The organism is Aquirufa sp., from assembly GCF_044239315.1.
Classification (GTDB): Bacteria; Bacteroidota; Bacteroidia; order Cytophagales; family Spirosomataceae; genus Aquirufa.
In genome coordinates this window covers 15,336-42,076 of sequence record NZ_JBIIBQ010000003.1, presented here as the reverse complement: position 1 = coordinate 42,076, position 26,741 = coordinate 15,336, and the positions used below count along the sequence as shown (strand labels likewise).

Here is a 26,741-nt window from a genome sequence, read left to right as displayed (position 1 = left end):
ATTAAGAGGCGAAAGCCTCTTTTTTTATGGCCTTTAGTTTTTCTGCTAAAGCTTCATCTCTAATGGCAATTCCCCATCGGCGCGATAAGACGTCATCCCAGGTAATGGCCATTTCATGCTCTTTTAAGTAATTCAACTCGCCTACTAGGTAGGGTTGGTTTGGTAGTATTCGATCAGCTCCATACCCATACACTTCCCCAGCAGAAGGACCATAGATTTCTTCCAGGTGGGTACGAATATCCGATTCAACATCAGACGGTAAGGCCACAGGAGAAGCAGGAACTAATAGATGATCCTTCGTCAAACAAGGCTTTAAAGGCACCTTTAGCACCTCTTTTTCTAACACATCTAGCGTATCAGAGGCCATAACGCGGTAGGTCGTCCACTTGCCACCCATGATACTAACTAGTTTAGATCGGCCATCTACTTCCACCTCATGATCCCGAACTAAGGATTTTGTATCGGTATTTAGTGTTGAGTCAAGCTGAGCTTGGAGTAACGGTCTTTGGCCTACAAACGTAGCACTAATGTCCTCTAATGTCGCTTTCTTCGAGGAATAGCGATTAAAATAAGAAATAAGGTATTCTTTCTCCGTAGCTAAAATGACCGGGGATTCAGATAAGGTATCCGGATCATCCGTGGTTCCCACTAAGACATAGTCCCGCCAGGGTATCACAAAAATCACTCGACCATCATCCGTTTTAGGAATTAAAAGTGCCGTTTCTCCTTGCCAAAACTCCGCCGGTAAGACCACGTGCGCTCCACGACTGACCTTCATGCGAGGCTTCATCCGCGGATTAGCAAGTGCTCGGATTTTATCTGTATAAGGCCCAGTAGCATTAACAACGGCCTTAACTGGGATGGTATATGATTCCTTCGCCAGCAGATCTGAGAATACGACTTTCTTAATCTTTAGACTTTTTGCCCCTAATTCGAAGGATGCTAGACTCGCATAGTTTAAGACACAAGCACCTAAGCGTTCCGCCTCCTTTAATATGGCTAAGGCATAACGCGCATCATTCAATTGCCCATCATAATACAAAACGCCACCTCTCAAATGATGGGATTCAATGGACGGAAATTCCGATTGTATCTCTTTCTTGCTCAAGCCACGACTTGATTTCAAATTCGTGCTCCCTGAAATTTTATCATAGAGCCACATGCCTATGCGGTAGTACAAACGTTCCCAGCGTGTGTAGCAAGGTGTTAATAAACCTAAAGGATAAGCTAGATGTGGCGCATTTTGAAGTAAGGTTTTACGTTCGTGTAAGGCCTTGTAGACCATTTTGAATTGATGCCAATCTAGTTTTTTAACGGCTTGTTCGAGATAACGAACCCCACCGTGTACTAACTTAGTCGATTTCGAGGAAGTCTGGCAAGCAAAATCCCCTTTTTCGATCAGGAGCACTTTGTACCCTCTTAACGTTGCATCTAAGGCAACTCCCGCACCTGAAGCCCCTCCACCAATGATACATAGATCAAAAGACTCGGTGAGTTTACGGAGTTGGTCAGGGCGATTAAAGGACATACAGGTTTATTTACCTCAAATTTGAAAAATAAAATGCAAAAGATTCCACTAATGTGGATAAAAATGAAAGAGATTTTATAATTTTGCAGTCCTTTGGCACCTATAATAATCTGCCAACCGAATTAATGACCTTATGGCAAAGAAAGAAAAAGTAGAATCAATTGAAATTATTGAGAGCCCAGAAGCTCTTCAACAAGAAGTTTCTAAAGTAACTGAATTAGTTGAAAAGAATAAATCTAGTGTTGCGACGATCTTAGGGATTTTAGTTGTAGCTGTAGCTGCCTATTTTGGTTACCAATGGTATTCCACTACCCAAGATGCAGAAGGCGAGAAGAAATTATACAAAGCTGTTTATGCTTTCGAATCGGATTCTTTAGCTGCTGCAGCGAAGGATTTATCGAAAGTTTCTGATGAGTTTGGTGGTAATACACAAAACTTAGCAGACTTATATTTAGGAATTACTTTGTTAAAGCAAGGTAAATTCGATCAGTCTATTGAGAAATTGAAAAACTTCTCTAGCTCTGATTTATTAGTTCAAGCGCGTGCGTATTCGTTAATCGGAGATGCGTACTCAGAAAAGAAATCTTTCGCTGACGCGATTGATTACTACAAAAAAGCAGCTGATCACAAGCCGAATAAATTCTTCACTCCTACCTATTTGTTAAAGTTAGCGAATGCTTACGAAGCGAATAAACAAGTGAAAGAGGCTGTTGATACCTATTCGATTATTGTAGAGAAATACGGACAATCGGCAGAGTCGATCCCAGCGAAGAAATACAAAGCGATCTTAGAAAGCTCTATCTCTGAATAATTTTTAGAACAGATTATAGGATGAGGGATAAGAGCTTGAGCTTTTATCCCTTGTTTTTTTAACCCCTATTATGGCTTCAGCACTTAAAAACCTGAGTGATTTTACCACCGAAAATTTGCCGGACGTTTCAGGCAAAACCTTCGCCATCGTTGTTTCCGAGTGGAACACGGAGGTGACGCATGCCTTGTATTCAGGCGCGTATGATACCTTGTTAAAATACGGTGCGAAGGAAGATAATATTATAAGCACTAAGGTTCCAGGTAGCTTCGAATTAAGTTTAGGAGCTCAAAAAATGGCTCAGCAATCGAATATCGATGCCGTCATTTGCCTAGGCTGTGTGATTCAAGGTGAGACACGACACTTCGACTTTATCTGCCAGGCAGTGGCGGATGGGATTACGAATGTGAGTTTGAAGTATGACAAACCAGTTATTTTTGGGGTTTTAACGCCTAATTCACAAGAACAAGCGATGGATCGCGCAGGTGGAAAACACGGAAATAAGGGCGATGAGGCGGCCATAACAGCCATCAAAATGTTAGGAATATAATACGAGAATATATGCAAGTTTGGAAATTTGGAGGTACCTCCGTCGGAAAACCAGAACGAATGAAGTCTATCCGCTCCTTAATCACGGAAGACGGACAACCAAAAATTGTAGTGCTTTCTGCCCTTTCCGGTAGCACGAATACCTTACTATCGATTTCAGAATCATTAAATGCAGGAAATACTTCGGAAGCGAAAGCGAAGGCGAATGAATTACGTGCGCATTATGATCAATTCTTAACTGAATTATATTCGACTCCTGCTGGCCTAGGAAAAGGACAAGCTATTGTTGAAAAAGAATTTAATTTCATCGATAGCCTGATTGCTACGGCTCCATACACCGTGAAGCAAGAGAAGGAAATGGTCGCATTAGGCGAATTGCTTTCTACTCAAATTTTCGAAGCTTTCTTGCAAGAGGAAGGCGTTAGTTCTGCCTTATTGCCAGCTTTAGATTTTATGGTCATTGACGAAGATAATGAGCCTATTTTATCCGTCATCGAACAAAAATTAGCAGCCGTATTATCTCCGGTTAAAGGAAAGCAAATTTTCGTTACACAAGGATTCATCTGCCGTAATCCGGCTGGTGAAGTAGATAATTTAAAACGTGGTGGATCCGATTACACGGCGTCCTTAATCGGTGGGGCCATTCAAGCGGAGGAAGTTCAGATCTGGACGGACATCGACGGAATGCACAATAACGATCCGCGTATCGTGAAGAATACCTTCCCGATTCGTGAGCTTTCGTTCGCTGAGGCGGCGGAGTTGGCTTATTTTGGGGCCAAAATCTTGCACCCAAGCACCATCACACCGGCGAAATTAAAAGGGGTTCCGGTTCGTTTGAAAAACACCATGGAACCGAGCGCTTTTGGAACCTTAATCTCAGAAAAATCAACTGATATAGAGATTAAAGCCATCGCTGCAAAAGATAATATTACCGCCATTTACATTCACTCAACACGCATGTTGAATGCTTATGGCTTCTTAAAACGTGTGTTTGAGGTGTTTGAAAAATACAAAACACCGGTCGATATGATTACGACTTCAGAGGTTTCTGTGAGTGTAACCATCGACCAAACGACGCATTTAGATGCGATTATGAGTGAATTGCGCGAGTTTGCGGAGCTAGAAGATCCAGACATGAACCAAGTGATTATTTGTATCGTGGGTAATTTCTGGGCAGATAAAGAAGGAATTGCTATTAAAGTTATAAATGCAGTCAAAAGCATTCCTATTCGCATGATTTCATACGGTGCATCCGAACACAATATTTCTTTATTAGTCGATGCTTCCCACAAGAATGATGCATTAAATGCATTAAACGAAGGACTTTTCTAAAAAAACCGAGCTATGTTAACCTTACCCTTTATTCGCGCGAATCAAGAAACTACGATCGCTGGTTTACAAAAGAAGCATGTTGCGGATGCGGCTGAAATCGTAGCGAAATTGATCGCACAAGACGATCAACGCAAAGCACTTTTACAGCAGGCGGAAGCAGCTTTAGAGAAATCTAACGCGGCAGCAAAAGAGATTGGTGCATTAATGCAATCCGGCCAAAAAGAATTAGCCGAAGGCAAGCGTGCAGAAACAGCTGCCCTTAAAGCATCGATTAAGGAAATGGAAGAGGCTGCGAAAGCCGCCGAAAAGGAGTTAACTGATTTGTTAGTGACCTTACCAAACCTTCCTCATAGCTCAGTTCCGCAAGGGAAAACGGCTGATGACAATGAGGTAGTTTTAACGTGGGGATCTGTACCTGAGTTACCTGCGGATGCACAACCACACTGGGATTTGATCAAGAAATACGATATCATCGATTTCGATTTAGGGAATAAAATTACGGGGGCTGGCTTCCCAGTTTACAAAGGAAAAGGCGCGCGTTTACAACGGGCGCTAATTAACTTCTTCCTAGACGAAGCTATTAAAGCGGGTTATTATGAGATTCAACCTCCTATTTTGATTAATGAAGAGTCGGGTTTTGGGACAGGACAATTGCCGGATAAAGAAGGCCAAATGTATGTAACGAAAGAAGAGGGTTTATTCTTAATTCCTACAGCAGAGGTACCTATAACAAACTTATACCGCGATGTGATCGTGAATGAGAAAGAATTACCAATCAAAAACGTGGGCCACACGCCCTGTTTCCGCCGTGAAGCAGGTTCTTGGGGAGCTCACGTGCGTGGTTTAAATCGTTTGCACCAATTTGACAAGATTGAAATTGTTCAGATACACAAACCAGAGAATTCTTATGCGGCTTTAGAGGAAATGTCACTACACGTGCAAGGATTACTTCAGAAATTAGGATTGCATTACCGCGTGCTTCGCCTTTGTGGCGGCGATATGGGTTTTGCTTCAGCTTTAACTTATGATATGGAAGCATGGTCAGGTGCTCAAAATCGTTGGTTAGAAGTTAGCTCGGTGAGTAATTTCGAAACCTTCCAAGCAAATCGATTGAAGTTGAGAACGAAAATCGATGGAAAATCGATCTTGTGCCATACGTTAAATGGATCGGCTTTGGCCTTACCACGCATCGTAGCATCCATTTTAGAAAATAATCAAGGGCCGGATGGAATCAAGATTCCAGAAGTTCTAGTCCCTTATACAGGCTTTACGCACATTAACTAAAGCCCTTCTACACTCAATCGGAAACCCTCGCCGTGCAGATTCAAAAGCTGGACGCGAGGGTCTTCTTTTAGCATCTTGCGCAACTTCGTCATGTATACATCCATACTGCGCGCATTGAAATAGGTATCATCTCCCCAAATCAATTTCAAGGCGTAACTACGGCTCACTGGACGACCTAAATTCTCACACAAAAGTTTCATTAATTCGTTCTCCTTCGGGGTGAACTTTAATTCGGTATCTCCGATGCTTAGACGCATTTTCGCTGGAATATACGTGTAATTACCTAAGGTAATTTCATCTGCTAAACTAGGCACCGATTTATCGGAATGACTTCTGCGAAGAATAGCTTCCATTCTTGCCACAAGAACCTCCATCGAGAAAGGCTTAGTTAAATAATCATCGGCTCCCACCTTAAAGCCGTGAAGTGTATCTTCCTCCATCGACTTCGCTGTTAAGAAAATGATGGGCACCTGTTGGTGATTTGCTCGGATGTCTTTGGCCAAAGAAAAACCGTCTTTCTTAGGCATCATCACGTCTAATAGACATAAATCGAAAGAACCTTTTACAAAAAGATCCAATGCTTCGTCCCCGTTCTGAGCCCAAGACACTTTATATCCCTTCTTTTTCAAGAATTCTGTTAACAATAACCCTAAATTCGGGTCATCCTCAGCGACTAAAATTTCAGGCGTCTTTGACATAGGGCAAATAGATTTCAAATGTACTTCCTTCTCCTAATTTACTTTTTACGGTCACTTTCCCTTCGTGGGCTTCCACGATTTTCCGCACATAGCTTAGTCCTAAACCGAAGCCCTTCACATTGTGTACATTCCCAGTAGGCACCCGGTAAAAGGCATCAAAAATGTTGTTTAGCGCTTCTTTCGGCATTCCCATTCCTTGGTCTCTTACAGCTATTAAAATACCTTGATCCTGTGGACGGGCAACGATTTCGACTTGAGGATTGGAGGGGCTATACTTCACCGCGTTATCCAATAAATTATTTAATACATTGGAAATATGTACCTCATCAAGTAAAATAGAGGCGGGCAAATCCGCTAAGTTTAAGGTTAAGTTCCCGTTAACGGAATCAAGTAATGGCCCATTTATCTCTGCTACATGATGTATTAAGGCCGATAAATCAACAGACTTGCGTTTGAGCGTGATTTCCTCTTTCTCCATTTGGGCGGTTTGCAAAACGCGCTCCACCTGCTGACCTAGGCGGGTATTTTCCTCTTTAATAATGCCTAAATAACGCAAAATAGAGTCATTTTTTCCTGGCTTCAATTCTTCTTGTAACAACTGTGTAGCTAGTGAAATCGAGGTTATAGGCGTCTTAAACTCGTGTGTCATGTTATTGATGAAATCATTTTTAACTGTTGCCAGTTTCTTTTGTCTCAAAATGGTCAAAACCGCAAAATAAAAGCAGCCGATCATCACGAGCAATAATAAACCTGAACCCGCTAAACTAAGGCCCATTGTTTGCCAAATAAAAGCGGCACTATCGGGAAAATAGATTTTTAATATATTTTTAGATGGATGCAGATCATTCGGGAATAAATCCGCTTCAAATACTTTCTTTTGGTTCTTAATTTCAGGGGATGAAGTGTAAATCCAGGATTTAGGAGAATTCTGAATGCCAAAAGAATAGTCTAGCGCAACACCTTTATCATGCAATTCTTTTTGAATTAAACTGTCTAAATAGGCTGGTTGAAGACGCTGCAGGATCGGTCTTTCCTTGAATAAAAAGTCAGAAAAAACCTCTTTCGCTAGCTGGGTTTTCTTCAAAACCTTTTCTAAATCCGCACGTTCAGATTTCTCTTTCTCCAGTTTTTTCAACGACTGGGAATTTCGATCTTCTTGACTCTGATTCTGACGATCAGGTCGACGTCGCATTTTAAGCAACGCTTTCATTTGTTCCCGCTTAAACATCCGATTCATCGCAGCCTGTGCTCTTAGCCGTTGGCGTGTTTCTTCCGGATCTTCATCTACGGTATATTCTTCCGTAACCTCAGCTAGTTGCCCATTCGGTAACATGAAAGATTTTTGCACAAATACAACTTGTTGCTGTGGAGGTAACAGAATAGGATGCTCTTCTGCTGAGGCGCTTTCTATTACTGGAGAGGGGATAGCCTTCTTTTTAGGTTTCACCGGAGGATTTGCAGCTATGGCATCCAGCCTTTTTTGACGCTCAGCAATAACCAAAATTTCCTGCTTCTCTAATTTTCTAACTACCTGCTCGAGGCTGTTACGGACGTCTTTGGCAAAATTTTCTTGTTTAGTCTCTAACATAAAACGCAACCAATAGGCCTGAAACCCAATCAATCCTAAAAGGGCAAAAGACATCAAGGCAATCAATAAGCGTATTTTACGTTTCGACATAAGGCCAAATAATTGAATGCAAATGTAAGAGATAAAAAGCAGCCGCTCATCACATTAACACTCTTTAACATTTTCAATTTAAAGGCTTTTCGTAAGTTTGCATCGGATCAAAAACCAAAATTTATGAAATATCTATTTATTACCGCTTTAGCCGTTTGCATGTCAACAACCGCTTTTGCACAAGAGAAACAAGAGGCTACCGTTAAAATCATGATTAACGAAAACGGTAAAGAACGTGTCATAGAGAAGAAATTCTCTGACTCAGATAAAGCTGACGCTGAAATCAAAAAATTAAATGATTCCCTAGATATCAACATTACTACGACCGGTGGCAAGAAAAAGATCGTTCGCGTCGATGTAAACAAATCTCATTCAACGATATCAGACCAGCCTAGTGGTATCATCATGGAGAAAATCGAAGGTGGTCCTGAGGGAGGTCCAGATAGGCGCATCATTATTCGCCGCGGCGGACCAGGAATGGCACCAGGTGCACATGGACAAGAACCTAAAGTAATGATCTTCCGTGGAGAAGGTGGGCCAGAAGGAATGCCGAAGGAATTTTCATTTGAAATGGATGGCCCAATGGGCAGACCTGGCATGCGTTTGAAAAAACTTAAGAAATGGGCTGAAGAAAATGGTCCTAAAACTATCCAAGGTCTTTCAGGAAAACAAAATCAACCATTTAATGGCAAATTAAATGTTCGCTTTAAGGCCCCTACAAAAGGAAATGTAACCATCGCCGTTTCAGATGTAAATGGAAAAGAGATTGCAACAGAAACAGTGAAGGATTTTCAAGGCGACTATTTAGGTCAAATTGACTTAAAGAAAGCTGGTGCTGGAATTTATTTCTTACGCGTTACGCAAGGAAATGACGGAGCTGTTAGAAGAGTAGAAGTAAAATAATCCGCTTAAGGTTTGAGAATGAAAAAGCCTGGAATGAATTTTCCAGGCTTTTTCTGTTTCATTATTTGCCCATGTTGTATAGAACAAAGGCATAAGAGTCAGCTGTTAGTTCAATTAACTTAGCAGTGTTCGAAGAACCGTGACCACTATTCGTATCAATTCGAATAATCATCGGCTTGGCAGCGGTATTCTTTTCTTGAAGTGTAGCCGCATATTTAAATGAATGTGCTGGTACGACACGGTCATCGTGATCTGAAGTGAAGACCATGGTGGCCGGATAGTTCACCGCCTTAATATTGTGCAATGGCGAGAAAGCATATAATGCTTTGAATTCATCTGCATTATCGCTACTACCATAATCCGCGACCCAATTCCATCCGATGGTGAATTTTTGGAAACGTAACATGTCCATTACGCCCACACCTGGAATCGCCGCCGCGAATAAATCTGGACGCTGGTTTATTGCCGCTCCGACCAATAGGCCACCGTTTGAACGACCTGATGCAGCTAAATAGGCAGTTGAAGTATATTTCTCGCGAATTAAAAATTCAGCACCAGCGATAAAATCGTCGAATACATTTTGCTTTTTCAATTTCATTCCCGCTTCGTGCCACTTCTCACCATACTCGCTACCACCGCGTAAATTAGCCACCACATAAATCCCACCCTTTTCTAACCAAGGGATCAAACTCGCTGAGAAGGAAGGCGTGGAGCTGATATTGAATCCGCCGTAACCATAAAGAATTGTCGGGTTTTTACCGTTCAGACTTAGGCCTTTTTTGCTCACAATAAACATGGGAACCTGGGTGCCATCTTTAGAAGGGTAAAACTTTTGCACGACCGTGTAATCTGATGGATCGAAGGCCAAAGTTGGTTTTTGGAATACCGTAGACGTATTTGTCGCTAAGTCGTAGCGGTAAATCGTAGGTGGAAAATTAAAAGAAGAATAGGTATAGAACGTAAATTTATCCTCTTTCTCACCACCGAAACCACCTGCATTTCCTAAGCCGGGCAGGGCTACTGTTCCTAGAGCTTTGCCTGTGTAATCGTAGATAGACACGCGAGAAGTCACATCTTTTAAATAATTCAAGAACAACCGTTTGCCCACCGTATTTACCCCTTGTAAAGGCTCATATCTCTCAGTAACGATGGTTTTCCAATTTTCCTTCGAAGGATTCGCTGGATCCACACGAACGATTTTCTTATTGGGAGCTCCTTCATTCGTTTCCAAAATCAAGATGTCGCCATCGTTATCCACGATGCTGAAATCGTATTTCCCCGGTTCAGCCACAACAGGCTTAAATTTTGTTTCTTTTTTAGAAGCATCTAACACCCAAAGGGCGTTTCCATCCAAACCTTTACCACGATCCGAAATCGTTAAGAACGCAAAACGCTCATCATCCGACGTGCTCACTGTGTGGAAACGCTGCGGATTTTTAGGGTCCTCATAGATTAATTTATCCTGAGATTGAGACGTTCCTACCGTGTGGAACCATACTTGGTGGTTCTCATTTTTTGTACTCAATTCTTTTCCTTTACCTGGATCTGGATAGCGAGAATAGTAGAAGCCGTTCCCTTTCCAAGCCACGCCACTGACTTTCACCCAGCTCAATTCATCGGCTAGGTTTTTACCCGTTTCCATATCGCGAACATAATAGGTTTGCCAGTCGCTTCCGCTTAGGCTCAAGCCTACGCAGGCATATTTCCCTGTTTTGTTCAAAGAGAAAGCGGTTAAACGAGTCGTTCCATCCTTCGATAAAGTGTTCGGATCGATGACTTGCTCAGGTTTTCCATTGAGCCCTTTTTGGCGGTATAAAACGGATTGATTTTGCAAACCAGAATTCTTATAGAAATAATACCATTCTCCTTTGCGAGAAGGCGCAGAGATTTTCTCGTAATTACTGAGTGCTTCGATGCGTTTTTTGAATTCTTCGCGAAGCGGGATTTGGTTTAAATAACCGAAACTGACTTCGTTCTGCGCTTTCACCCAGGCTTTTGTTTCTTCGCTATTATCGTCTTCTAACCAGCGATAAGGATCCGCGACTTGGGTTCCGTGGTAATTATCGATATGATCGATTTTCTTAGTTACTGGGTATTTCATTTGGGCCAAAGTGGACGCAGAAACAAGCATCATCGCTGCGATTAAGTGTTTAGATGTTGACATAGGTTTGATTTAAAATAAAGATCCTGTCTCGGCTCTAGGCGCTATCCCCACATGGCGATACGCTTTTTCCGTAGCCTCGCGACCTCGAGAGGTTCGTTTCAAGAATCCCTCTTGAATTAAAAAAGGTTCATATACTTCTTCGATGGTTTCAGCCTCCTCGCCACAAGCCGTCGCGATAGTGGTAAGACCGACTGGACCACCTTTAAATTTCTCAATAATGGTCAATAGAATACGGTTATCCATTTCGTCTAGGCCGTTTTGATCTACATCCAAGGCGTTTAGGGCAATCTCTGCAATCTTTACATCGATGGAACCGTTGCCTTTCATTTGTGCAAAATCACGGGTACGGCGCAATAAATTATTCGCAATACGCGGTGTTCCACGGCTACGACGCGCAATTTCATATGCACCCGTTTCATCGATTGGCATATCTAATATTGCCGCCGAGCGTTTCACGATTTTCGTCAATAAAGCGGCATCGTAATACTCCAGACGGGCATTAATCCCAAAACGTGCCCGCAAAGGCGAGGTCAATAAACCGGCTCTAGTTGTCGCTCCGATAAGGGTAAATGGATTCAAACCGATCTGAATACTTCGAGCATTTGGCCCAGAATCCAACATGATATCAATCTTATAATCCTCCATTGCGGAATACAAATATTCCTCCACAATCGGGTTCAAGCGGTGAATTTCGTCAATAAATAAAACGTCGTATGGCTGCAAATTTGTTAACAAACCAGCTAAATCAGAGGGCTTGTCTAATACTGGGCCCGAAGATATTTTCAAGGCAGATCCTAATTCGTTCGCGATGATGTGGGATAAGGTCGTCTTTCCTAGACCCGGAGGCCCGTGCAATAAAACGTGATCTAAGGCCTCCTCGCGAGCTTTTGCCGCACCCACGAAGATCTGAAGATTGTCTACAATCTTTCCTTGTCCAGAAAAATCCGAGAAACTCAAAGGACGTAATGCTTTGTCAAACTCCTTCTCTTGCGGGTTCAACGCCTCGGAATCCCCAGTTAAATAATCTTCACGCATCGTCGAAATAGTAAATTGAAATCAAAGATAATTTTTTTATTGAGAAGATTTTATAGTTTTGGAAAACCAAAAATCTGAACCTAAACTTATGTCATCCATTTTCATCGGCGAATTAGCCGGAACTGCTACCCTATTATACCTTGGAAACGGCGTTGTTGCTAATATGCTTTTAAAAGACACGAAAGGAAACGGCACGGGATTATTAGCCATAGCAGCTGCCTGGGCATTTGCTGTAACGATCGCCATTTTTGTTTCTACCTATTTCGGAAGCTCAGGGGCTCACCTAAATCCCATCGTAACCATCGCAGGATGTGTGAAATCAGGGGATTGGAGTCTATTCCCTACTTTCATTGGAGCACAATTACTAGGTGCGATGTTAGGCCAATTATTAGTTTGGTTACATTACAAGCCACATTACGATGCGACGACAGATAAAGGAGCCATTCGTGCCTCTTTCTGTACAGATCCAGCGATAAAAAATACGCCCTTCAACTTTATTTCCGAAGCCTTTGCTTCTGCTTTAGCGGTGGTGGCTTTAGGCACTTTTTCAACGATAGAAACGGGATTAGGACCATTTATGGTCGGAATCTTGGTCTGGGCTGTTGGCCTTGGATTAGGGGGAACAACAGGTTATGCCATTAATCCAGCACGTGATTTAGGGCCGCGCATTATGCACGCTATTTTACCCATTCCCAATAAAGGGGATTCTGGCTGGGACTATGCCTGGATTCCGGTGTTAGGACCGGCGGCAGGTGCCGTATTAGGTGCCTTTATTTTGACTCTCAACTAATTGACTATGTACGTAGGATCCATTGATCAGGGCACAACAAGTTCCCGTTTTATCATCTTTAACAAGGCTGGAGAGATAATTTCTGTAGGCCAAAAAGAGCACAAGCAAATCTACCCCCAAGCGGGCTGGGTGGAGCATGACTCGGATGAGATTTGGAAAAATACACAAGAGGTCATCGGACTTGCGCTAGGCAAAGCGAACCTTTCAGCAAAAGATTTAGCCGCAGTAGGAATCACGAATCAACGGGAGACTACCGTGGTTTGGAACAAGAAAACGGGCAAGGCTTATTATAATGCGCTTGTTTGGCAAGATACTCGTGTGGGATCCGAACTAGCTGAATTAGCGAAGGATGGCGGAATGGACCGATTCAGAGCAAAAACAGGACTTCCTTTAGCGACTTATTTCAGCGGATTAAAGCTTCGCTGGTTATTAAATAACATCGACGGATTGCGAGCAGACGCAGAAAAAGGGGATGCCTTATTCGGCACCATGGACTCCTTCATTGCCTGGCATTTAACGGGTGGCGTTGAGGGCGGAATCCACATTACGGATGTGACTAATGCCAGCCGCACCCAATTAATGGACTTGCAAACCTGCGCCTGGGATGACGAAATTCTGAAGGTATTAAGCATCCCGAAAGCGATGTTACCAGAAATCAAATCCAGCTCATTGGTTTACGCCAAAGCGAAAGGAGTTCTAGGCGGTGTTCCTTTAGCAGGCATTCTAGGTGATCAGCAGGCGGCTTTAGTTGGCCAAACCTGTTTCGACCCAGGTCAAGGCAAAAACACCTACGGAACCGGCTGTTTCCTTTTGATGAATACGGGAACGAAGGCGATTCCTTCCCAATTTGGACTATTAACTACAGTGGCCTATCAATTGGGTAACGAGCCAGTTCATTATGCATTAGAGGGTTCTGTGGCAATCACAGGTGCATTAGTTCAATGGTTGCGCGATAATTTAGGGATTATCAAACATAGCCCAGATATCGAGAAATTAGCGAAACAAGTAGACGACAATGGCGGATGTTATTTCGTACCCGCCTTCTCCGGATTGTATGCCCCCTATTGGAAACAAGATGCTCGTGGCGCCTTGGTCGGATTAACCCGTTATATTAATAAATCACACATTGCACGTGCCGCTCTGGAGGCCACCGCTTTCCAAACTTGGGAAGTTTTAGAGGCCATGGAAAAAGATGCAGGAATTCCGATTGCCTCGCTGCGAGTAGATGGTGGGATGGTTGTGAATCAGCTTCTGATGCAATTTCAGTCCGATATCATCGGAGAAGAGGTAATCTGCCCTAAAATAATCGAAACGACAGCGCTAGGAGCCGCCTATGCAGCTGGACTTGCGGTAGGATATTGGGAAAACTTGGATGATCTACGAAAAAACTGGGGTATTGCGCATACTTGGAAACCAGCAATGGATCCCGATAAAAGAAAACTTTATCGCAAGCAATGGAAGAAAGCCGTGACTAAAACCTTTGACTGGGAGGAGTAGTATTCGCACGGGTCATTCCGTAAGCAGCGCAATTAGCTTGTCTTGAGCACGAGATAATTGTGCTAGCCATTGCTAATAATAGAACCCATTTTTTCATATTAGACAGAAGTTAATTTATTTTTTAAAGCTACTTCTTTTTTTTCTTTTTTCACAACTTGTTGATAACCAAGTATGTCTAACATGGGTTCACTCTTTTGCTCCTCGGAAAATAGGCGAGTGGTAATCGTGCCGTCTTCTAGGCGATCTATGATCACGTGTTTAGGCGCTGGTATCAAGCAATGTTGAATTCCGCCATAACCCCCTAATGATTCTTGATAGGCTCCTGTGTGGAAAAATCCTACATATTGACGCTCTGACTCCTCCTCAAAAATAGGCAAGTACAAGTCGGAGCTATGTGCTTCGGTATTATAGAAATCCATTGAATCACAGGTTAATCCTCCAAGGTTTACCTTTTGGTAAGGCATTCCCCAGTTATTCACTGGAAGCATAATGTATTTCTGATTCATTCCCCACGAGTCAGGCAATTGCGTAATAAATGAGCCATCAATCATATACCAAAGCTCCTTATCGTTCTGCAGTTTTTGGTCAATGATCTCATATAAAACGGCTCCACTTTCACCTACAGTGTAAGATCCAAACTCGGTAAAGATATTCGGAACTGGAATATTATTTTTATTGCAAATCCACGAGATTGACTCGACGATTTCATCCACCATCGCTTGGTAATCGTAATTGAATTGCAAAGAGGTTTGGATAGGTAAGCCTCCGCCTAAGTCGATCGAATCCAATTCTGGACAAATCTTCTTCATTTCGCAATACTTGTAAACGAATCGGCTTAATTCAGACCAATAATACGCAGAATCCTTAATTCCTGTGTTGATGAAGAAGTGTAACATCTTCAAGTTAAAACGTGGATTAGGCTTAATTTTTTCGTTATAAAGCGTATTTACATCGGAATAACGTACCCCTAAACGAGAGGTGTAGAAAGCGAAATCAGGCTCCTCATCTGTCGCGATTCGAATGGCGATATTTACCTTTTCAGCGGTCACCGATTTTTCGTAGAAATCGATTTCTTTCAAGTTATCTAGAACGGGTATACAATTAAAGCCATCATTGATTAACTCCGAAATGTATTGGGTATATAATGGCTGTTTGTAGCCATTACAAAGAATATACGTCGATTTTGAGATTTTCCCCTGGTTGTACATATCGCGAATAATCGGGATATCGAACGCACTAGACGTCTCTAAGTGTACATTTTGCTTCAAAACTTCTTCTAAAATGAAAGAGAAATGAGACGATTTCGTGCAATAGCAATAGGTATAATTTCCTTTGTAATTGTACTTTTTGATCGCATTTCTAAAGAGAAGCTTCGCATTCTCGATGTGTTCAGAAATTTTAGGCAAATACGAAACCTTTAAAGGCGTACCGTATTGCTTAATGATTTCCATTAAAGGCACATTGTTAAACAACAATTCATTGTTCTCATTGATATTGAACTCACGAGTAGGAAACTCGATGGTTTGGTCAATTAGATCGATGTAATTTTTCATCCTAATGTTTAAATGCACCCGAGTTCACCTCGAGTTTGTGGAAAAACGTGCAAAACTGCAATAAAAGTATGTACTTTGCAAGCTAAATACATATTAAGTTATTATGTCCAAAATTCATTTTATCGCCATCGGTGGTGCTGCGATGCACAACTTAGCCTTAGCTCTCCTATCCCAAGGACACGAAATAACGGGCTCAGACGATGAAATATACGAACCTTCTAAAAGTCTATTAGAAAAGCATGGCCTACTCCCAGCTGAATTTGGATGGTTCCCAGAGAAGATTAACCAAGACATTGATACCATTGTTTTAGGAATGCACGCACGCGCGGACAATCCTGAACTCTTAAAAGCGCAGGATTTAGGATTGAAAATCGAATCCTATCCTTCCTTCATCTACGAACAAAGCAAAAACAAGCAACGCATTGTCATCGCCGGAAGTCATGGAAAAACGAGTATTACCTCGATGATTTTGCACGTGTTAAAGACTTTAAACAGGAAATTCGACTATTTAGTAGGAGCACGTATCGAGGGTTTTGACTTGATGGCATCCATTTCAGATGCACCCATCATGATTATCGAAGGGGACGAATATTTAGCCTCCCCTATCGATCGCCGAGCAAAATTCCTACTATATCAACCGCATATCGCTTTGATTTCAGGCATCGCCTGGGATCACATAAATGTGTACCCAACTTTCGAATCCTATACGCAAGCCTTCGAAAATCTGGTGAAAGAGATGCCTAAAGCAGGTCATTTATTCTTCGATAAAACAGATAAAACCCTAGAAGCCATTGCTGAGGCTTGCCCAGCACACTGCCAATCAGAGGGATATGAAGCACACGATTCCGTGATTAGAAATGGCCAAACTTTCTTGAAAGGAAACGATGGAAAGGAATATGGCTTACAGGTTTTTGGAGAACATACCTTAAAGAATCTACAGGGTGCCTTGCACATCTGCACTCAATTAGGAGTGAGCGAAACTGAATTTTATACGGCGATTCAGTCCTTCAAAGGGGCTGCTAAACGCCTGGAGTGGGTAGGCGAATCAGCTACGCAATTATTGTACAAAGATTTTGCACATGCCCCATCGAAAGTAAAAGCGACTACGCAGGCATTAAAAGCACAATTCCCGCAGCGAAAATTAGTAGCCGCTTTAGAATTACATACCTTCAGCAGTTTAAATCCGGCATTTTTACCTGAATACAAGGGTACTTTAGCGGATGCAGATGTGGCGATTATCTATCTAAGTGAACATGCTCGCGCCATTAAACAGATGGATAAAATAGAAGCGGAAACGGTCCAGACGTATTTTAATCACCCGAATTTAATCGTATTACGAGAGCAAGCTGAACTGAAAGAATACCTGTTAAAACAAAATCAGGAAAACCAAAACCTATTGATGATGTCTTCTGGCACCTTCGATGGTCTCGATTTTCCTGGATTAGCTACCGAACTCGGATTACGAATTCAATAATTGATCTAATTCTTCTTTAAATCCATTCAATAAAATCTCCTTCATAGAAATTTTACGTTTCTGGGTATTGATTTTACTCATGGTGACTTTGTCCTCCATCATACGCGTAGCTTCTGCTTCTGCAATGGCCGACTCTAATTCACTTCGCTCCTTCTTCGCCATATAATCCATCTGGTTGATCATAATCTTCAACTGCTCGATGCGTGGCTTTTCATTCAAATTTGCGTGGCGATACGAAATCACACGCAGCAAATAATTCATCTCAAAAATCTTATCACAAATCGTGCGGAAACGCTCTGCAAGTGAGCGGTCCATGTTCTTCACTTGTGAGGAAATTTCTTTCCATTTCACTAGGTTGGCTTTGGCTAAATCGGCCGTAGCAACGATATTCACTTGATCTTTTAATCTTAATTCCAAATCGCCCGTCATGGCCGTCAACTCTAATACGCGTGGATCTACACGTGGCTTGTAGTCGATTCCTTTAATTCGGTTATATTTCTCGAAGAACATATCGTTTGCCTTCTTGAAGTTCTTCCAAAGCATCGACTGCTTCTTAGGTGGAAGCCCTAATACATTCTTCCATTCCTTCTGTATTTCCTTCACCTTAACCACCGAATCATCTATATCCTCCGCCTTGCGTAATTGGTGGACTTGATCTATATATCCCTGTAAAATCAGGATTTTTTCGTCTATCTGACGGTTTTTCTCTTCAAAATAGCTACGACGCTTCAAGAAAAAGGCATCTAATACCTCTTGGAATTCAGCCGTCAATTCGTCTTGAAATTGTTTGTCAACAGGACCCGTCTTCACCCACTTCATCTTGACCTCCATCAACTTATCTGTTGCTTCCACTACATCCTCTTCCTCCGATATTTCCTTCGCATCTTGAATCAAAGCACGCTTAATTTCCAAGTTTTTTACTTGATTAGCCTGAATTAATTCTTTCAAATAAGCTTCATGCTTCTCTAATTCGGCTAACAAGGGCTCGAAATCTCCTAATCCATCGAACTCGATGAGGTAGGTTTGCATTTGCAAAACTTTAGTTAAAAAGGAGCCTTTGTTTTGCGCCGCTTCGATTTCAGCAGACAAACCTTTCACCTTGCTAACGGCAAGATCAAAACGTTTCACAAAATAGGCTAATGCTTCCTCTTCTGAATTACGCACGAATCCGATTTCGCGCTCTGGGTAGCTTAAATAGGCGTTGATGAAAACTTTGCCGTCGCGGCAAAATCCAAATTTGTTTGAAGTGGGCTGGCTCATATGTTTTAAAGAAAGAGCTTCAAGCAGTTGCTTTGGCTCAAATGTTAATCGTAATTCTTATTTCTCCTCTAATTTATTTAAAAAATTGCGATATTTGTGGGTTGTACAAAATAAAATTTCATGAGTAACGAAACCATCATCTTTTCGATGGAGCGTGTGTCGAAAGTCATACCTCCTCAAAAGACCATTATAAAAAACATTTATCTGTCGTTTTTCTACGGCGCTAAAATCGGAGTTTTGGGTCTTAACGGGTCAGGAAAGTCCACTTTATTGCGCATAATCGCTGGAATCGACAAATCATATACGGGTGATGTCGTATTTTCGCCAGGTTATACGGTAGGTTTATTAGAGCAAGAGCCGCAATTAGATCCGAACAAAACGGTCATCGAAGTCGTGGAAGAGGCGGTAGAAGAAATCAAGAACCTGTTAAAAGAGTTCGACGAAATCAACGAAGCATTCGCTGATCCAGATGCAGATTTTGACAAATTATTAGCGCGCCAAGGCGAAGTTCAAGAGAAATTAGACCACTTCAATGCGTGGGAATTAGATACGCGTTTAGAAAAGGCGATGGATGCTTTGCGTTGTCCTCCATCTGATGCCCTAGTTAGCACGCTTTCTGGTGGTGAAAAACGCCGTGTGGCGCTTTGTCGTCTATTATTACAAGAACCCGATGTCTTGTTATTAGATGAGCCTACTAACCACTTGGATGCAGAATCCGTAGACTGGTTAGAGCAACATTTACGTCAATACAAAGGTACCGTGATCGCCGTAACCCACGATAGATACTTCCTAGATAACGTGGCAGGTTGGATTTTAGAATTAGACCGGGGCGAAGGAATTCCTTGGAAAGGAAATTATTCGTCTTGGTTAGAGCAAAAGCAAAATCGCTTAGCACAAGAAGAGAAGACCGAATCGCGACGTCAGAAGACCTTGCAACGCGAATTAGAATGGGTACGTATGGCGCCAAAAGCACGCCAGGCGAAGTCCAAAGCGCGTATTGGGGCGTACGAAAAACTCCTTTCAGAAGAGAACAGACAGAAAGAAGACAAGTTGGAATTATTTATTCCAGCGGGTCCTCGTTTAGGTAATAAAGTAATCGAGGTACAGGGTGTTTCGAAATCATTTGGCGACAAATTATTGTACGAAAACCTAAGTTTCTCTTTACCTCCAGCTGGAATCGTCGGTATTATTGGACCAAACGGTGCCGGTAAAACGACCCTATTCAATCTGATTACAGGAAAGATTCAGCCAGATGCGGGAACTTTTGAAGTAGGTGAAACGGTGAAACTGGCTTATGTCGACCAAGAGCACAATCAATTAAAATCCGAGAAATCAGTTTTCGAAACGGTTTCTGATGGTAATGATTGGGTGATGTTAGGTGGAAAACAAGCGAATGCACGTGCCTATGTCAGCAAATTCAACTTTAACGGAGCAGATCAAGAGAAGAAAATCAGCATGTTATCTGGCGGAGAACGTAACCGCGTTCACTTAGCGATGATGTTGAAGGAAGGCGCGAACGTCTTATTGCTCGATGAGCCTACCAATGATTTGGATGTGAACACACTTCGTGCACTGGAAGAAGGTTTAGAAAACTTTGCAGGTTGTGCGGTAGTCATCTCCCACGACCGTTGGTTCTTAGACCGTATTGCGACGCATATTTTAGCGTTTGAAGGCGATTCGCAGGTAGTTTGGTTTGAAGGTAATTATTCAGAATACGAAGAATCACGTAAGAAACGTTTAGGGGACACAACACCGAAGCGTATTCGTTACAAGAAATTACAGTAATATGACATCAAGAGAGAAAATTCAGGCAGTCATTGACGAAATGGGCAAGGTGGTCATAGGCCAAGAGCGCCTGATTAACCGCCTATTAGTCGGTCTTTTTACCGGCGGACACGTCTTATTAGAAGGGGTGCCTGGATTAGCTAAGACATTGACAATTAATACCTTAGCTAAAATTCTCGACTTGCATTTCCACCGTATTCAGTTCACGCCGGATTTATTGCCAGCGGACTTAGTGGGGACGATGATTTATAATCCGAAAAAATCGGAATTTGAAGTAAAAAAAGGGCCTATTTTCGCTCAAATCATCCTCGCAGATGAGATTAACCGTGCCCCTGCTAAAGTGCAATCTGCCCTGCTAGAGGCGATGGCCGAGAAGCAAGTGACGATCGGAGATACGACCTATCCTTTAGATAAACCCTTCTTAGTATTAGCCACTCAAAACCCCGTAGAGCAAGAGGGTACTTTCCCGCTTCCAGAGGCACAGGTGGATCGTTTCATGCTGAAGGTATTCTTGAATTACTTAGATAAAGATCAAGAGTTAGCCGTAATGCGCCAAAAGTCCAACATGGACTTCAACTACGAGCCTAAAACCGTATTAAACGCGGAAGATATCGCTAAAATTCGCAAAGAAATCAATGAAATTACGATTTCGGAGACTTTGGAAAAATACATCATTGAGCTCGTATTTGCGACGAGAAATCCGGCCGAATATGGTTTGACGCAAGAGGCGGGTTATATCCAATTCGGAGCTTCACCGCGTGCGAGTATTCAGTTGAATTTAGCTGCGAAAGTGATGGCTTACTTAGAGGGACGCGATTATGTGCTTCCGGAAGACATCAAGGAAATGGCTCCAGATATCTTGAATCACCGCATCATTTTGAATTATGTGGCGGAAGCGGATAACATCACGACCTTGCAAATCATCCAATCGATTTTAAGTAGCGTCGCAATTAATCGCTAATTTTTTTGGGTAAAATTGGGGTATTTATTGCTTTTAGAGCAAAATAGATCCTTATGAAATACCTTGTTATCCTGTGCCTTTTCTTTTTTAGTTTCACTGCGACCGAGCCCATGCGCGTTTTCCTGATCGGGGATTCGACGATGGCAGACAAGGTTTCGGCAGACTTTCCAGAGACAGGTTGGGGGATGCCTTTTTCACAGTTGTTTAACGAAGCTGTGGAAGTTCAAAATCACGCCTACAATGGCCGTAGTACGAAAAGCTTCCGTAGAGAAGGCCGTTGGGCGAAGGTATATAATCAGATCAAAAAGGGGGATTATGTGTTGATTCAGTTTGGCCATAATGACGCCAAAGTCTCCGACACAAGTCGTTACGCTCCTGCACAAACCGACTTCCGCGAGAACCTCATTCGCTATGTTCGCGAGACACGCTCTAAAGGCGGAATTCCTATCTTATTAACGCCTACACAACGTAGAAAATTCGATTCCACAGGTGTATTTGTGGATCAACATGCGGATTATCCAAGTGTAGTTCGCGAAGTAGCCTCCGCAGAAAAAGTGCTTTTAATCGACGTAGAGAAAGAAAGTAAAAAATACATCAGCGCCGAAGGGCCTGAGGGGGCTAAAAAAATGTTCCTACATTACCCTGCCGGCATTTTCAAAAAATTTAGCAAAGGGGTGGTGGACGATACACACTTCTCTCCTTTTGGGGCCAGAAAAATTGCATCAATCGTCGCTGAGGCTGTTTTAGCTTCGAATGAACACCTGCGCAGCTTCTTAAAGAAGTCTAGCTTCTCTCAGAAATATGCTTTTGAATTGCCTAATGTAGCAGAGACCGCCTTTAAAAAGGACACGTTAAATATCGTTTCATACGGAGCCGTTTCATCCGCAAGTGCCTTGAATACGTCGGCGATTCAACAGGCCATCGACATCGCGGCAAAACAAGGCGGTGGCGTGGTGCGGGTGCCTGCTGGTTTTTGGGTGACGGGTGCGATCACTTTGCGCTCGAATATTAATTTCCATTTAGACGCTGGTGCGGTCTTGCAATTCAGTGCAGATGCAGCACAATATCCCTTAGTTCGAACAAACTGGGAAGGTGTTGATGCGATTAGAGCACAGTCTCCGATTACTGCCGTAGGCGAGCGCAACATTGCGATTACGGGTTCAGGTATCATCGATGGAAATGGCGAGGCCTGGAGACCGGTGAAGAAAGGGAAATTAACGCCGGGCGAATGGGACAAATTGGTTCGTTCGGGTGGCGTTTTAGATGACAAGAAAGATACTTGGTATCCGACTCTTCGCGCCTTAAAAGGATCAACAATGGATCGACCAGGTGTCATAGCGGCAGGATTTACAGAGGCCAAAGCCGAGGAAATCAAAGAATTCCTTCGTCCTAATATGATCTCAATTCGCGAGTGTGAGCAGATTTTATTAGAGGGCGTTACCTTTCAAAACTCCCCCGCCTGGAACATCCATCCACTTCTTTCTAAACACCTTACGGTAGAAAACATCACAGTTAAAAACCCTTGGTTCGCTCAAAACGGCGACGGCATCGACATCGAATCTTGTGAATATGTGTCAGTCCGCAACTCCCGCTTCGATGTAGGGGATGACGGAATCTGTTTAAAATCAGGCAAAGATGCGGAAGGCCGTAAACGAGGCCGTCCAAGCGCACACATCACCATCGATAATTGTGTCGTATTCCATGGCCACGGCGGTGTCGTAGTCGGGAGTGAGATGTCAGGTGGTGTGCATGACTTATTTGTTTCAAACTGCCAATTCTTAGGAACGGACGTAGGTTTACGCTTCAAGACAGCGCGCGGTCGCGGTGGTGTAGTAGAAAATGTATACATCCAAGATATCAGCATGAAGAACATCGCAGGCGAGGCCATCTTGTTCGATATGTACTACCAAGGGAAAGATCCTGTGGCGACATTCGGGAATGGAGACGAAACTCCTAAAATCGAAAGCAAACCTGTCGATGCCGGAACGCCACAATTCAAGAATATCTATGTGGATCGTGTGGTGGCGAAAGGTGCAGAAACCGGATTGTTAATTCGTGGACTTCCAGAAATGCCGATTCACCACATTAATCTATCCAATTTAGATATCGAGGCTAAACAAACCTACCGCGTGATTGAAGCCACGGATATTCAATTAACAAATGCTAATTTTACGCAAACCGGAGAAAAAATACCGGAGTTAATTAATGTGAAACGCTGGAAATTGAACTAATATGGCTTATCCTTCTATTTACCTTGCTTCCACTACGGAAGAACTTTTCAGACGAATCGATCAATTGAATCCGGAGAGCCAGGCGCTTTGGGGTAAAATGTCTGTAGATCAAATGCTCTCTCATTGCGCCGTTCCTTATGAACAGATTCTGGGAATAAATACGGATCGACCACCTTTGTACATGCGAATCATTCTTAAAGCATACAAGGATTCTATGGTAAACGAAGTCCCTTACAAACAAAATTTACCTACATCACCCACGTTTATTAGAGCTGATTCTTACCATTTCTCAAAAGTGAGGGATCGCCTAAAAGAATTAATTAAAACCATTCAAGAAATGGGTGCTGAACAATTATCCAACACCCCTTCTTTAAGCCTGGGCAAACTGAGCGCCATCGAGTGGAACAACTTGCTTTACAAGCACATTGACCACCATTTGGCTCAATTTGGCGTTTAGTTTATTTCTCGATAATGATACTCGGATCAATCACATAACGCCCCGATTGATCTCCATACAGGGATAATCCGCCTTCTGTGGCCTCGAAACGCAAGATCAATTTTCCTGTTTTTGCTGCTTGCTGCCAAGCAGACGATGGAATCACCCCTTGGACTAAATAACCATAAGTTCCGGCCTCATCTAATTTTTTATTGCGCGCCTGGTAATGCCAAGACAAGATTCCTTGGTGATCCGCTGGGTCGTCTACTAAAATGGTTTCAGACGCAAAAACCCCATTCGCACTCACTTTCAATTTAGCAGGTGTGGTGTAGCGATCGGTTTGTGGATAAGCATTAGGATTAACGCCCGGGTCAAACGTCCCCTTCCCTAACATGTAGTCGCCATCCATTTTACCAGCATCATCGCGGTCCTTACCTAAAATTGGTTTAGCGGATGCCTCCACTAGGAAACGAACTTGCTTGATGTCTGCCGTCCCGGATGTAGGGAAAGGGATTTCATATTCGAAATATCCTGCTCCCGCACCGTTTAATTTATGACCTAAAACGCCTGCCCACTGTTTCTTTGGCCAGCTAGATGAACTGTAGCGTTCTACTGGCACGGAGATTAATTGACCTTTCGAAGGTTGGATAGAACCATCTTCAACAATCAAATGCACGAAATTACGATGCACCACTTTTCCGAATACATCAAATAATTCAAAAGCCAAGGTATTGATGGATTTGTCTGCTGGCAAGTTAATGATTAGGGAATCCAACGCCTTCACGTCCCAGGCAGCATAAGTTAAAATGGAGATTTTAGTCCAGCGATTCAATTTTTCGCCCGCCGCATTGGTTCCAGATAAAGTCATTTTTAAGTTAAGTGAACCGGCCGAATTGGTCATGGAAGAAAGATGCAATGGAATCTTGATTTTTTGGCCAGCTTTCCCTGCAAAGGTGATTTCCTGGCCTGTCGAAAGATAGAAAGGACTATGAAAATCGAGCAGCGACATACCTGGGACAATGGCATTTAAGCCGGTTTCCTTTTCGGTTCGATCGAATTTATAATAGCCATTCCACTCGTTAATCACATCGTGGTGCTCGGTATATAACCAACCCGCCATCTTCGGGTGATTCCGGAAAGAATTCATCGCCTTGTGGTAATCGAAAGTATAATCCACATCACCCGTGCTTCCCTGGTAACCCCAGACGTTGCCAAACTCTGAATTAATCATCGGTTGTGCTCCTTGTTGGTATCCTTTCTCGAAATTCCAGGTGCTTCCTGGATACGTTTTATCGGAATAATCCACCATCAACTTATCCCATTCATAACCTGCTTGATAGGCATGCCAAGAGTTGATATCGGTTTCGGTATGACCTCTGCCACAGCAAACAGAATTGTCTTCGACGAGGCGAGTGGGGTCTAGTTTTTTGGCCAAATGATACACCGACGCTACCCACTTCTGAGTCTCTGGCGTATAGATGGCCTTTTTATCTTTGTGAGTGAACAAACCCCAGGTTTCATTAAAGGTTATCCAGGAGAAAATTGCTGGGTGATTGTAGTCGCGCTTGATCATCTCATGCAGCGTATATTCAGACTCCTTTTGCATATCCGCCTCCGGATCGCCCCAAGAATTAGGCAAGTCAGACATCACCAAAAGGCCTAATTTATCCGCCCAATACAACTTACGGGGCACATCCACCTTGATGTGAGTTCGAATCCCATTCAAACCAATGCGCTTAGAACGTACAATCTCATCCTTCATAAATTGATCGGACGGAAAAGTATAAAAACCCGTCGGATGGTAACTTTGATCTAAGGCCAATTGCACATAAATAGGCTTATTATTCAATCCGATATACGGAATCTTCGATCCCGGTAAGTTCACCACGGAGATCTTCCGCATCCCAAAATACCCCTTCACCACATCATTCCCCGAGGTCATCGTTAATCCATATAAGTAGGGATCCTCTAAGGACCACAGATGCATCGCCATTATAGGAATGTCAACGCTCCCTTCTTGTTTTCCAGCAGGTATCTTCAGCACGGCTGATTGGCCATTGGAAAGCTTCACTTGAACAGATTGTTCCTTTGAAACAGGTGCTCCTAAATAGACCTTCACCTGCGCTTTTTTAGCATCAATATCCGGATTAACCGCATAATGATCAATGAAATTAGCGCCTCTAGCCTCTAGATAAACGGTCTGCCAAATCCCCCGCGCATTGCCATAACCCTGCTTTCCATACAGCGTGAACATGCGACGTTTGTCATCCGCTCTGATGGCAATATGGTGCGTGGAACCCGGTTTTACACCTGCTAACTCTGCATCAAAAGGCGTGTATCCACCTTGATGGTTTCCTATTTTAACCCCATCTAAATAGATCGATGTTTCCCAATCCGAGGCCCCAATGTTCAGGAAAATACGCTTCTCCGTCCAAGTGGCAGGGATTTTAATTTCCTTGTGGTACCAAGCCACATCCGCCTCATCTTTCACTTCTGAAAGCGGGGATCCCCAGGGGAAAGGCACTAAAATTTTCTTATCGTAACGTGACGGAGCTGTCAAAGAGGAATCAAAGGTAAAGTCCCAATAGCCATTCAAATTCACCCATTGCGTCCTCTCTAGGTCTGGACGTGGATGTTCTGGAAGGGGTTGTGACTTCTGTGCAAGCACACAAAAAGATAGTCCTGTGAGCAGGAATAAGGCGATTTTTTTCATAGGTTTAGATGTCAGCTATAAAAAGCTACGGTCACAAATTTGGCAAAAAATCCGGGATATTT

20 protein-coding genes are annotated in these 26,741 nt (G+C 42.9%); 12 read left to right on the top strand and 8 right to left on the bottom strand.

What is annotated here, in order from left to right; genetic code table 11:
• Position 1: 1 nt before the first annotated feature.
• Positions 2 to 1,528, bottom strand: coding sequence for a glycerol-3-phosphate dehydrogenase/oxidase (locus ACILP5_RS01505; RefSeq protein ID WP_395616881.1), 1,527 nt, complete (start codon positions 1,526 to 1,528; stop codon positions 2 to 4).
• Between the two features lie 133 nt (positions 1,529 to 1,661).
• Between ACILP5_RS01505 and ACILP5_RS01500 the strand changes: the two genes are divergently transcribed.
• From ACILP5_RS01500 to serS, 4 genes are all read left to right on the top strand, one after another.
• Positions 1,662 to 2,339, top strand: coding sequence for a tetratricopeptide repeat protein (locus ACILP5_RS01500; RefSeq protein WP_395616880.1), 678 nt, complete (start codon positions 1,662 to 1,664; stop codon positions 2,337 to 2,339).
• Between the two features lie 70 nt (positions 2,340 to 2,409).
• The gene (ribH, locus tag ACILP5_RS01495; RefSeq protein ID WP_395616879.1) at positions 2,410 to 2,886 is read left to right on the top strand and encodes a 6,7-dimethyl-8-ribityllumazine synthase; all 477 of its coding nucleotides are present in this window, start codon (positions 2,410 to 2,412) and stop codon (positions 2,884 to 2,886) included.
• An 11-nt stretch (positions 2,887 to 2,897) separates the two neighbouring features.
• A complete protein-coding gene (locus tag ACILP5_RS01490; protein ID WP_395616878.1) occupies positions 2,898 to 4,217 on the top strand; it encodes an aspartate kinase in 1,320 nt (439 codons plus the stop codon).
• Between the two features lie 12 nt (positions 4,218 to 4,229).
• Complete coding sequence (serS, locus tag ACILP5_RS01485) at positions 4,230 to 5,501, top strand: serine--tRNA ligase (RefSeq protein ID WP_395616877.1); 1,272 nt, start codon at positions 4,230 to 4,232, stop codon at positions 5,499 to 5,501.
• On the opposite strand, the gene ACILP5_RS01480 is transcribed toward serS, so the two are convergent.
• Positions 5,498 to 6,199, bottom strand: coding sequence for a response regulator transcription factor (locus ACILP5_RS01480; protein WP_395616876.1), 702 nt, complete (start codon positions 6,197 to 6,199; stop codon positions 5,498 to 5,500). The genes serS and ACILP5_RS01480 overlap by 4 nt on opposite strands.
• The gene (locus ACILP5_RS01475) at positions 6,183 to 7,877 is read right to left on the bottom strand and encodes a sensor histidine kinase (RefSeq protein WP_395616875.1); all 1,695 of its coding nucleotides are present in this window, start codon (positions 7,875 to 7,877) and stop codon (positions 6,183 to 6,185) included. The genes ACILP5_RS01480 and ACILP5_RS01475 overlap by 17 nt, the downstream gene beginning before the upstream one ends.
• Before the next feature lie 123 nt (positions 7,878 to 8,000).
• Between ACILP5_RS01475 and ACILP5_RS01470 the strand changes: the two genes are divergently transcribed.
• Complete coding sequence (locus ACILP5_RS01470; protein WP_395616874.1) at positions 8,001 to 8,780, top strand: T9SS type A sorting domain-containing protein; 780 nt, start codon at positions 8,001 to 8,003, stop codon at positions 8,778 to 8,780.
• Positions 8,781 to 8,841: 61 nt separating this feature from the next.
• Here ACILP5_RS01470 and ACILP5_RS01465 read toward each other — a convergent pair whose 3' ends face one another.
• Both ACILP5_RS01465 and ruvB read right to left on the bottom strand, forming a co-directional pair.
• Positions 8,842 to 10,944, bottom strand: coding sequence for a prolyl oligopeptidase family protein (locus ACILP5_RS01465; RefSeq protein ID WP_395616873.1), 2,103 nt, complete (start codon positions 10,942 to 10,944; stop codon positions 8,842 to 8,844).
• A 9-nt stretch (positions 10,945 to 10,953) separates the two neighbouring features.
• Entirely contained in the window at positions 10,954 to 11,979 is a 1,026-nt protein-coding gene (gene ruvB / locus ACILP5_RS01460; RefSeq protein ID WP_395616872.1) for a Holliday junction branch migration DNA helicase RuvB, read from the bottom strand.
• A gap of 88 nt (positions 11,980 to 12,067) precedes the next feature.
• Between ruvB and ACILP5_RS01455 the strand changes: the two genes are divergently transcribed.
• Complete coding sequence (locus ACILP5_RS01455) at positions 12,068 to 12,769, top strand: MIP/aquaporin family protein (RefSeq protein WP_395616871.1); 702 nt, start codon at positions 12,068 to 12,070, stop codon at positions 12,767 to 12,769.
• Positions 12,770 to 14,266 carry a glycerol kinase GlpK gene (glpK, locus tag ACILP5_RS01450; RefSeq protein ID WP_395616870.1) on the top strand — a complete coding sequence of 499 codons (1,497 nt, stop codon included), beginning with the start codon at positions 12,770 to 12,772 and terminating at the stop codon, positions 14,264 to 14,266.
• 98 nt (positions 14,267 to 14,364) lie between these two features.
• Here glpK and ACILP5_RS01445 read toward each other — a convergent pair whose 3' ends face one another.
• Complete coding sequence (locus ACILP5_RS01445) at positions 14,365 to 15,819, bottom strand: arginine decarboxylase (RefSeq protein WP_395616869.1); 1,455 nt, start codon at positions 15,817 to 15,819, stop codon at positions 14,365 to 14,367.
• A 103-nt stretch (positions 15,820 to 15,922) separates the two neighbouring features.
• Between ACILP5_RS01445 and murC the strand changes: the two genes are divergently transcribed.
• Entirely contained in the window at positions 15,923 to 17,293 is a 1,371-nt protein-coding gene (gene murC / locus ACILP5_RS01440; RefSeq protein WP_395616868.1) for a UDP-N-acetylmuramate--L-alanine ligase, read from the top strand.
• On the opposite strand, the gene ACILP5_RS01435 is transcribed toward murC, so the two are convergent.
• Complete coding sequence (locus ACILP5_RS01435; RefSeq protein ID WP_395616867.1) at positions 17,279 to 18,553, bottom strand: DUF349 domain-containing protein; 1,275 nt, start codon at positions 18,551 to 18,553, stop codon at positions 17,279 to 17,281. The two genes, murC and ACILP5_RS01435, sit on opposite strands and share 15 nt — an antisense overlap.
• Before the next feature lie 120 nt (positions 18,554 to 18,673).
• Here ACILP5_RS01435 and ettA point away from each other — a divergent pair, with 120 nt between their 5' ends.
• Genes ettA through ACILP5_RS01415 form a run of 4 tightly spaced genes read left to right on the top strand, consistent with a single transcriptional unit; the run spans position 18,674 to position 23,987 of the window.
• Positions 18,674 to 20,338 (top strand): energy-dependent translational throttle protein EttA, encoded by a 1,665-nt coding sequence (gene ettA / locus ACILP5_RS01430; protein WP_395616866.1) that lies wholly within the window; start codon positions 18,674 to 18,676, stop codon positions 20,336 to 20,338.
• A 1-nt stretch (position 20,339) separates the two neighbouring features.
• Positions 20,340 to 21,299: an AAA family ATPase gene (locus ACILP5_RS01425; RefSeq protein WP_395616865.1), complete on the top strand. Its 960-nt coding sequence runs from the start codon at positions 20,340 to 20,342 to the stop codon at positions 21,297 to 21,299.
• A gap of 53 nt (positions 21,300 to 21,352) precedes the next feature.
• Positions 21,353 to 23,530, top strand: coding sequence for a glycosyl hydrolase family 28 protein (locus tag ACILP5_RS01420; RefSeq protein WP_395616864.1), 2,178 nt, complete (start codon positions 21,353 to 21,355; stop codon positions 23,528 to 23,530).
• Between the two features lies 1 nt (position 23,531).
• Positions 23,532 to 23,987, top strand: coding sequence for a DUF1569 domain-containing protein (locus ACILP5_RS01415; protein ID WP_395616863.1), 456 nt, complete (start codon positions 23,532 to 23,534; stop codon positions 23,985 to 23,987).
• Position 23,988: 1 nt separating this feature from the next.
• On the opposite strand, the gene ACILP5_RS01410 is transcribed toward ACILP5_RS01415, so the two are convergent.
• Positions 23,989 to 26,679 carry a glycoside hydrolase family 2 TIM barrel-domain containing protein gene (locus tag ACILP5_RS01410; RefSeq protein WP_395616862.1) on the bottom strand — a complete coding sequence of 897 codons (2,691 nt, stop codon included), beginning with the start codon at positions 26,677 to 26,679 and terminating at the stop codon, positions 23,989 to 23,991.
• Positions 26,680 to 26,741 lie beyond the last annotated feature (62 nt).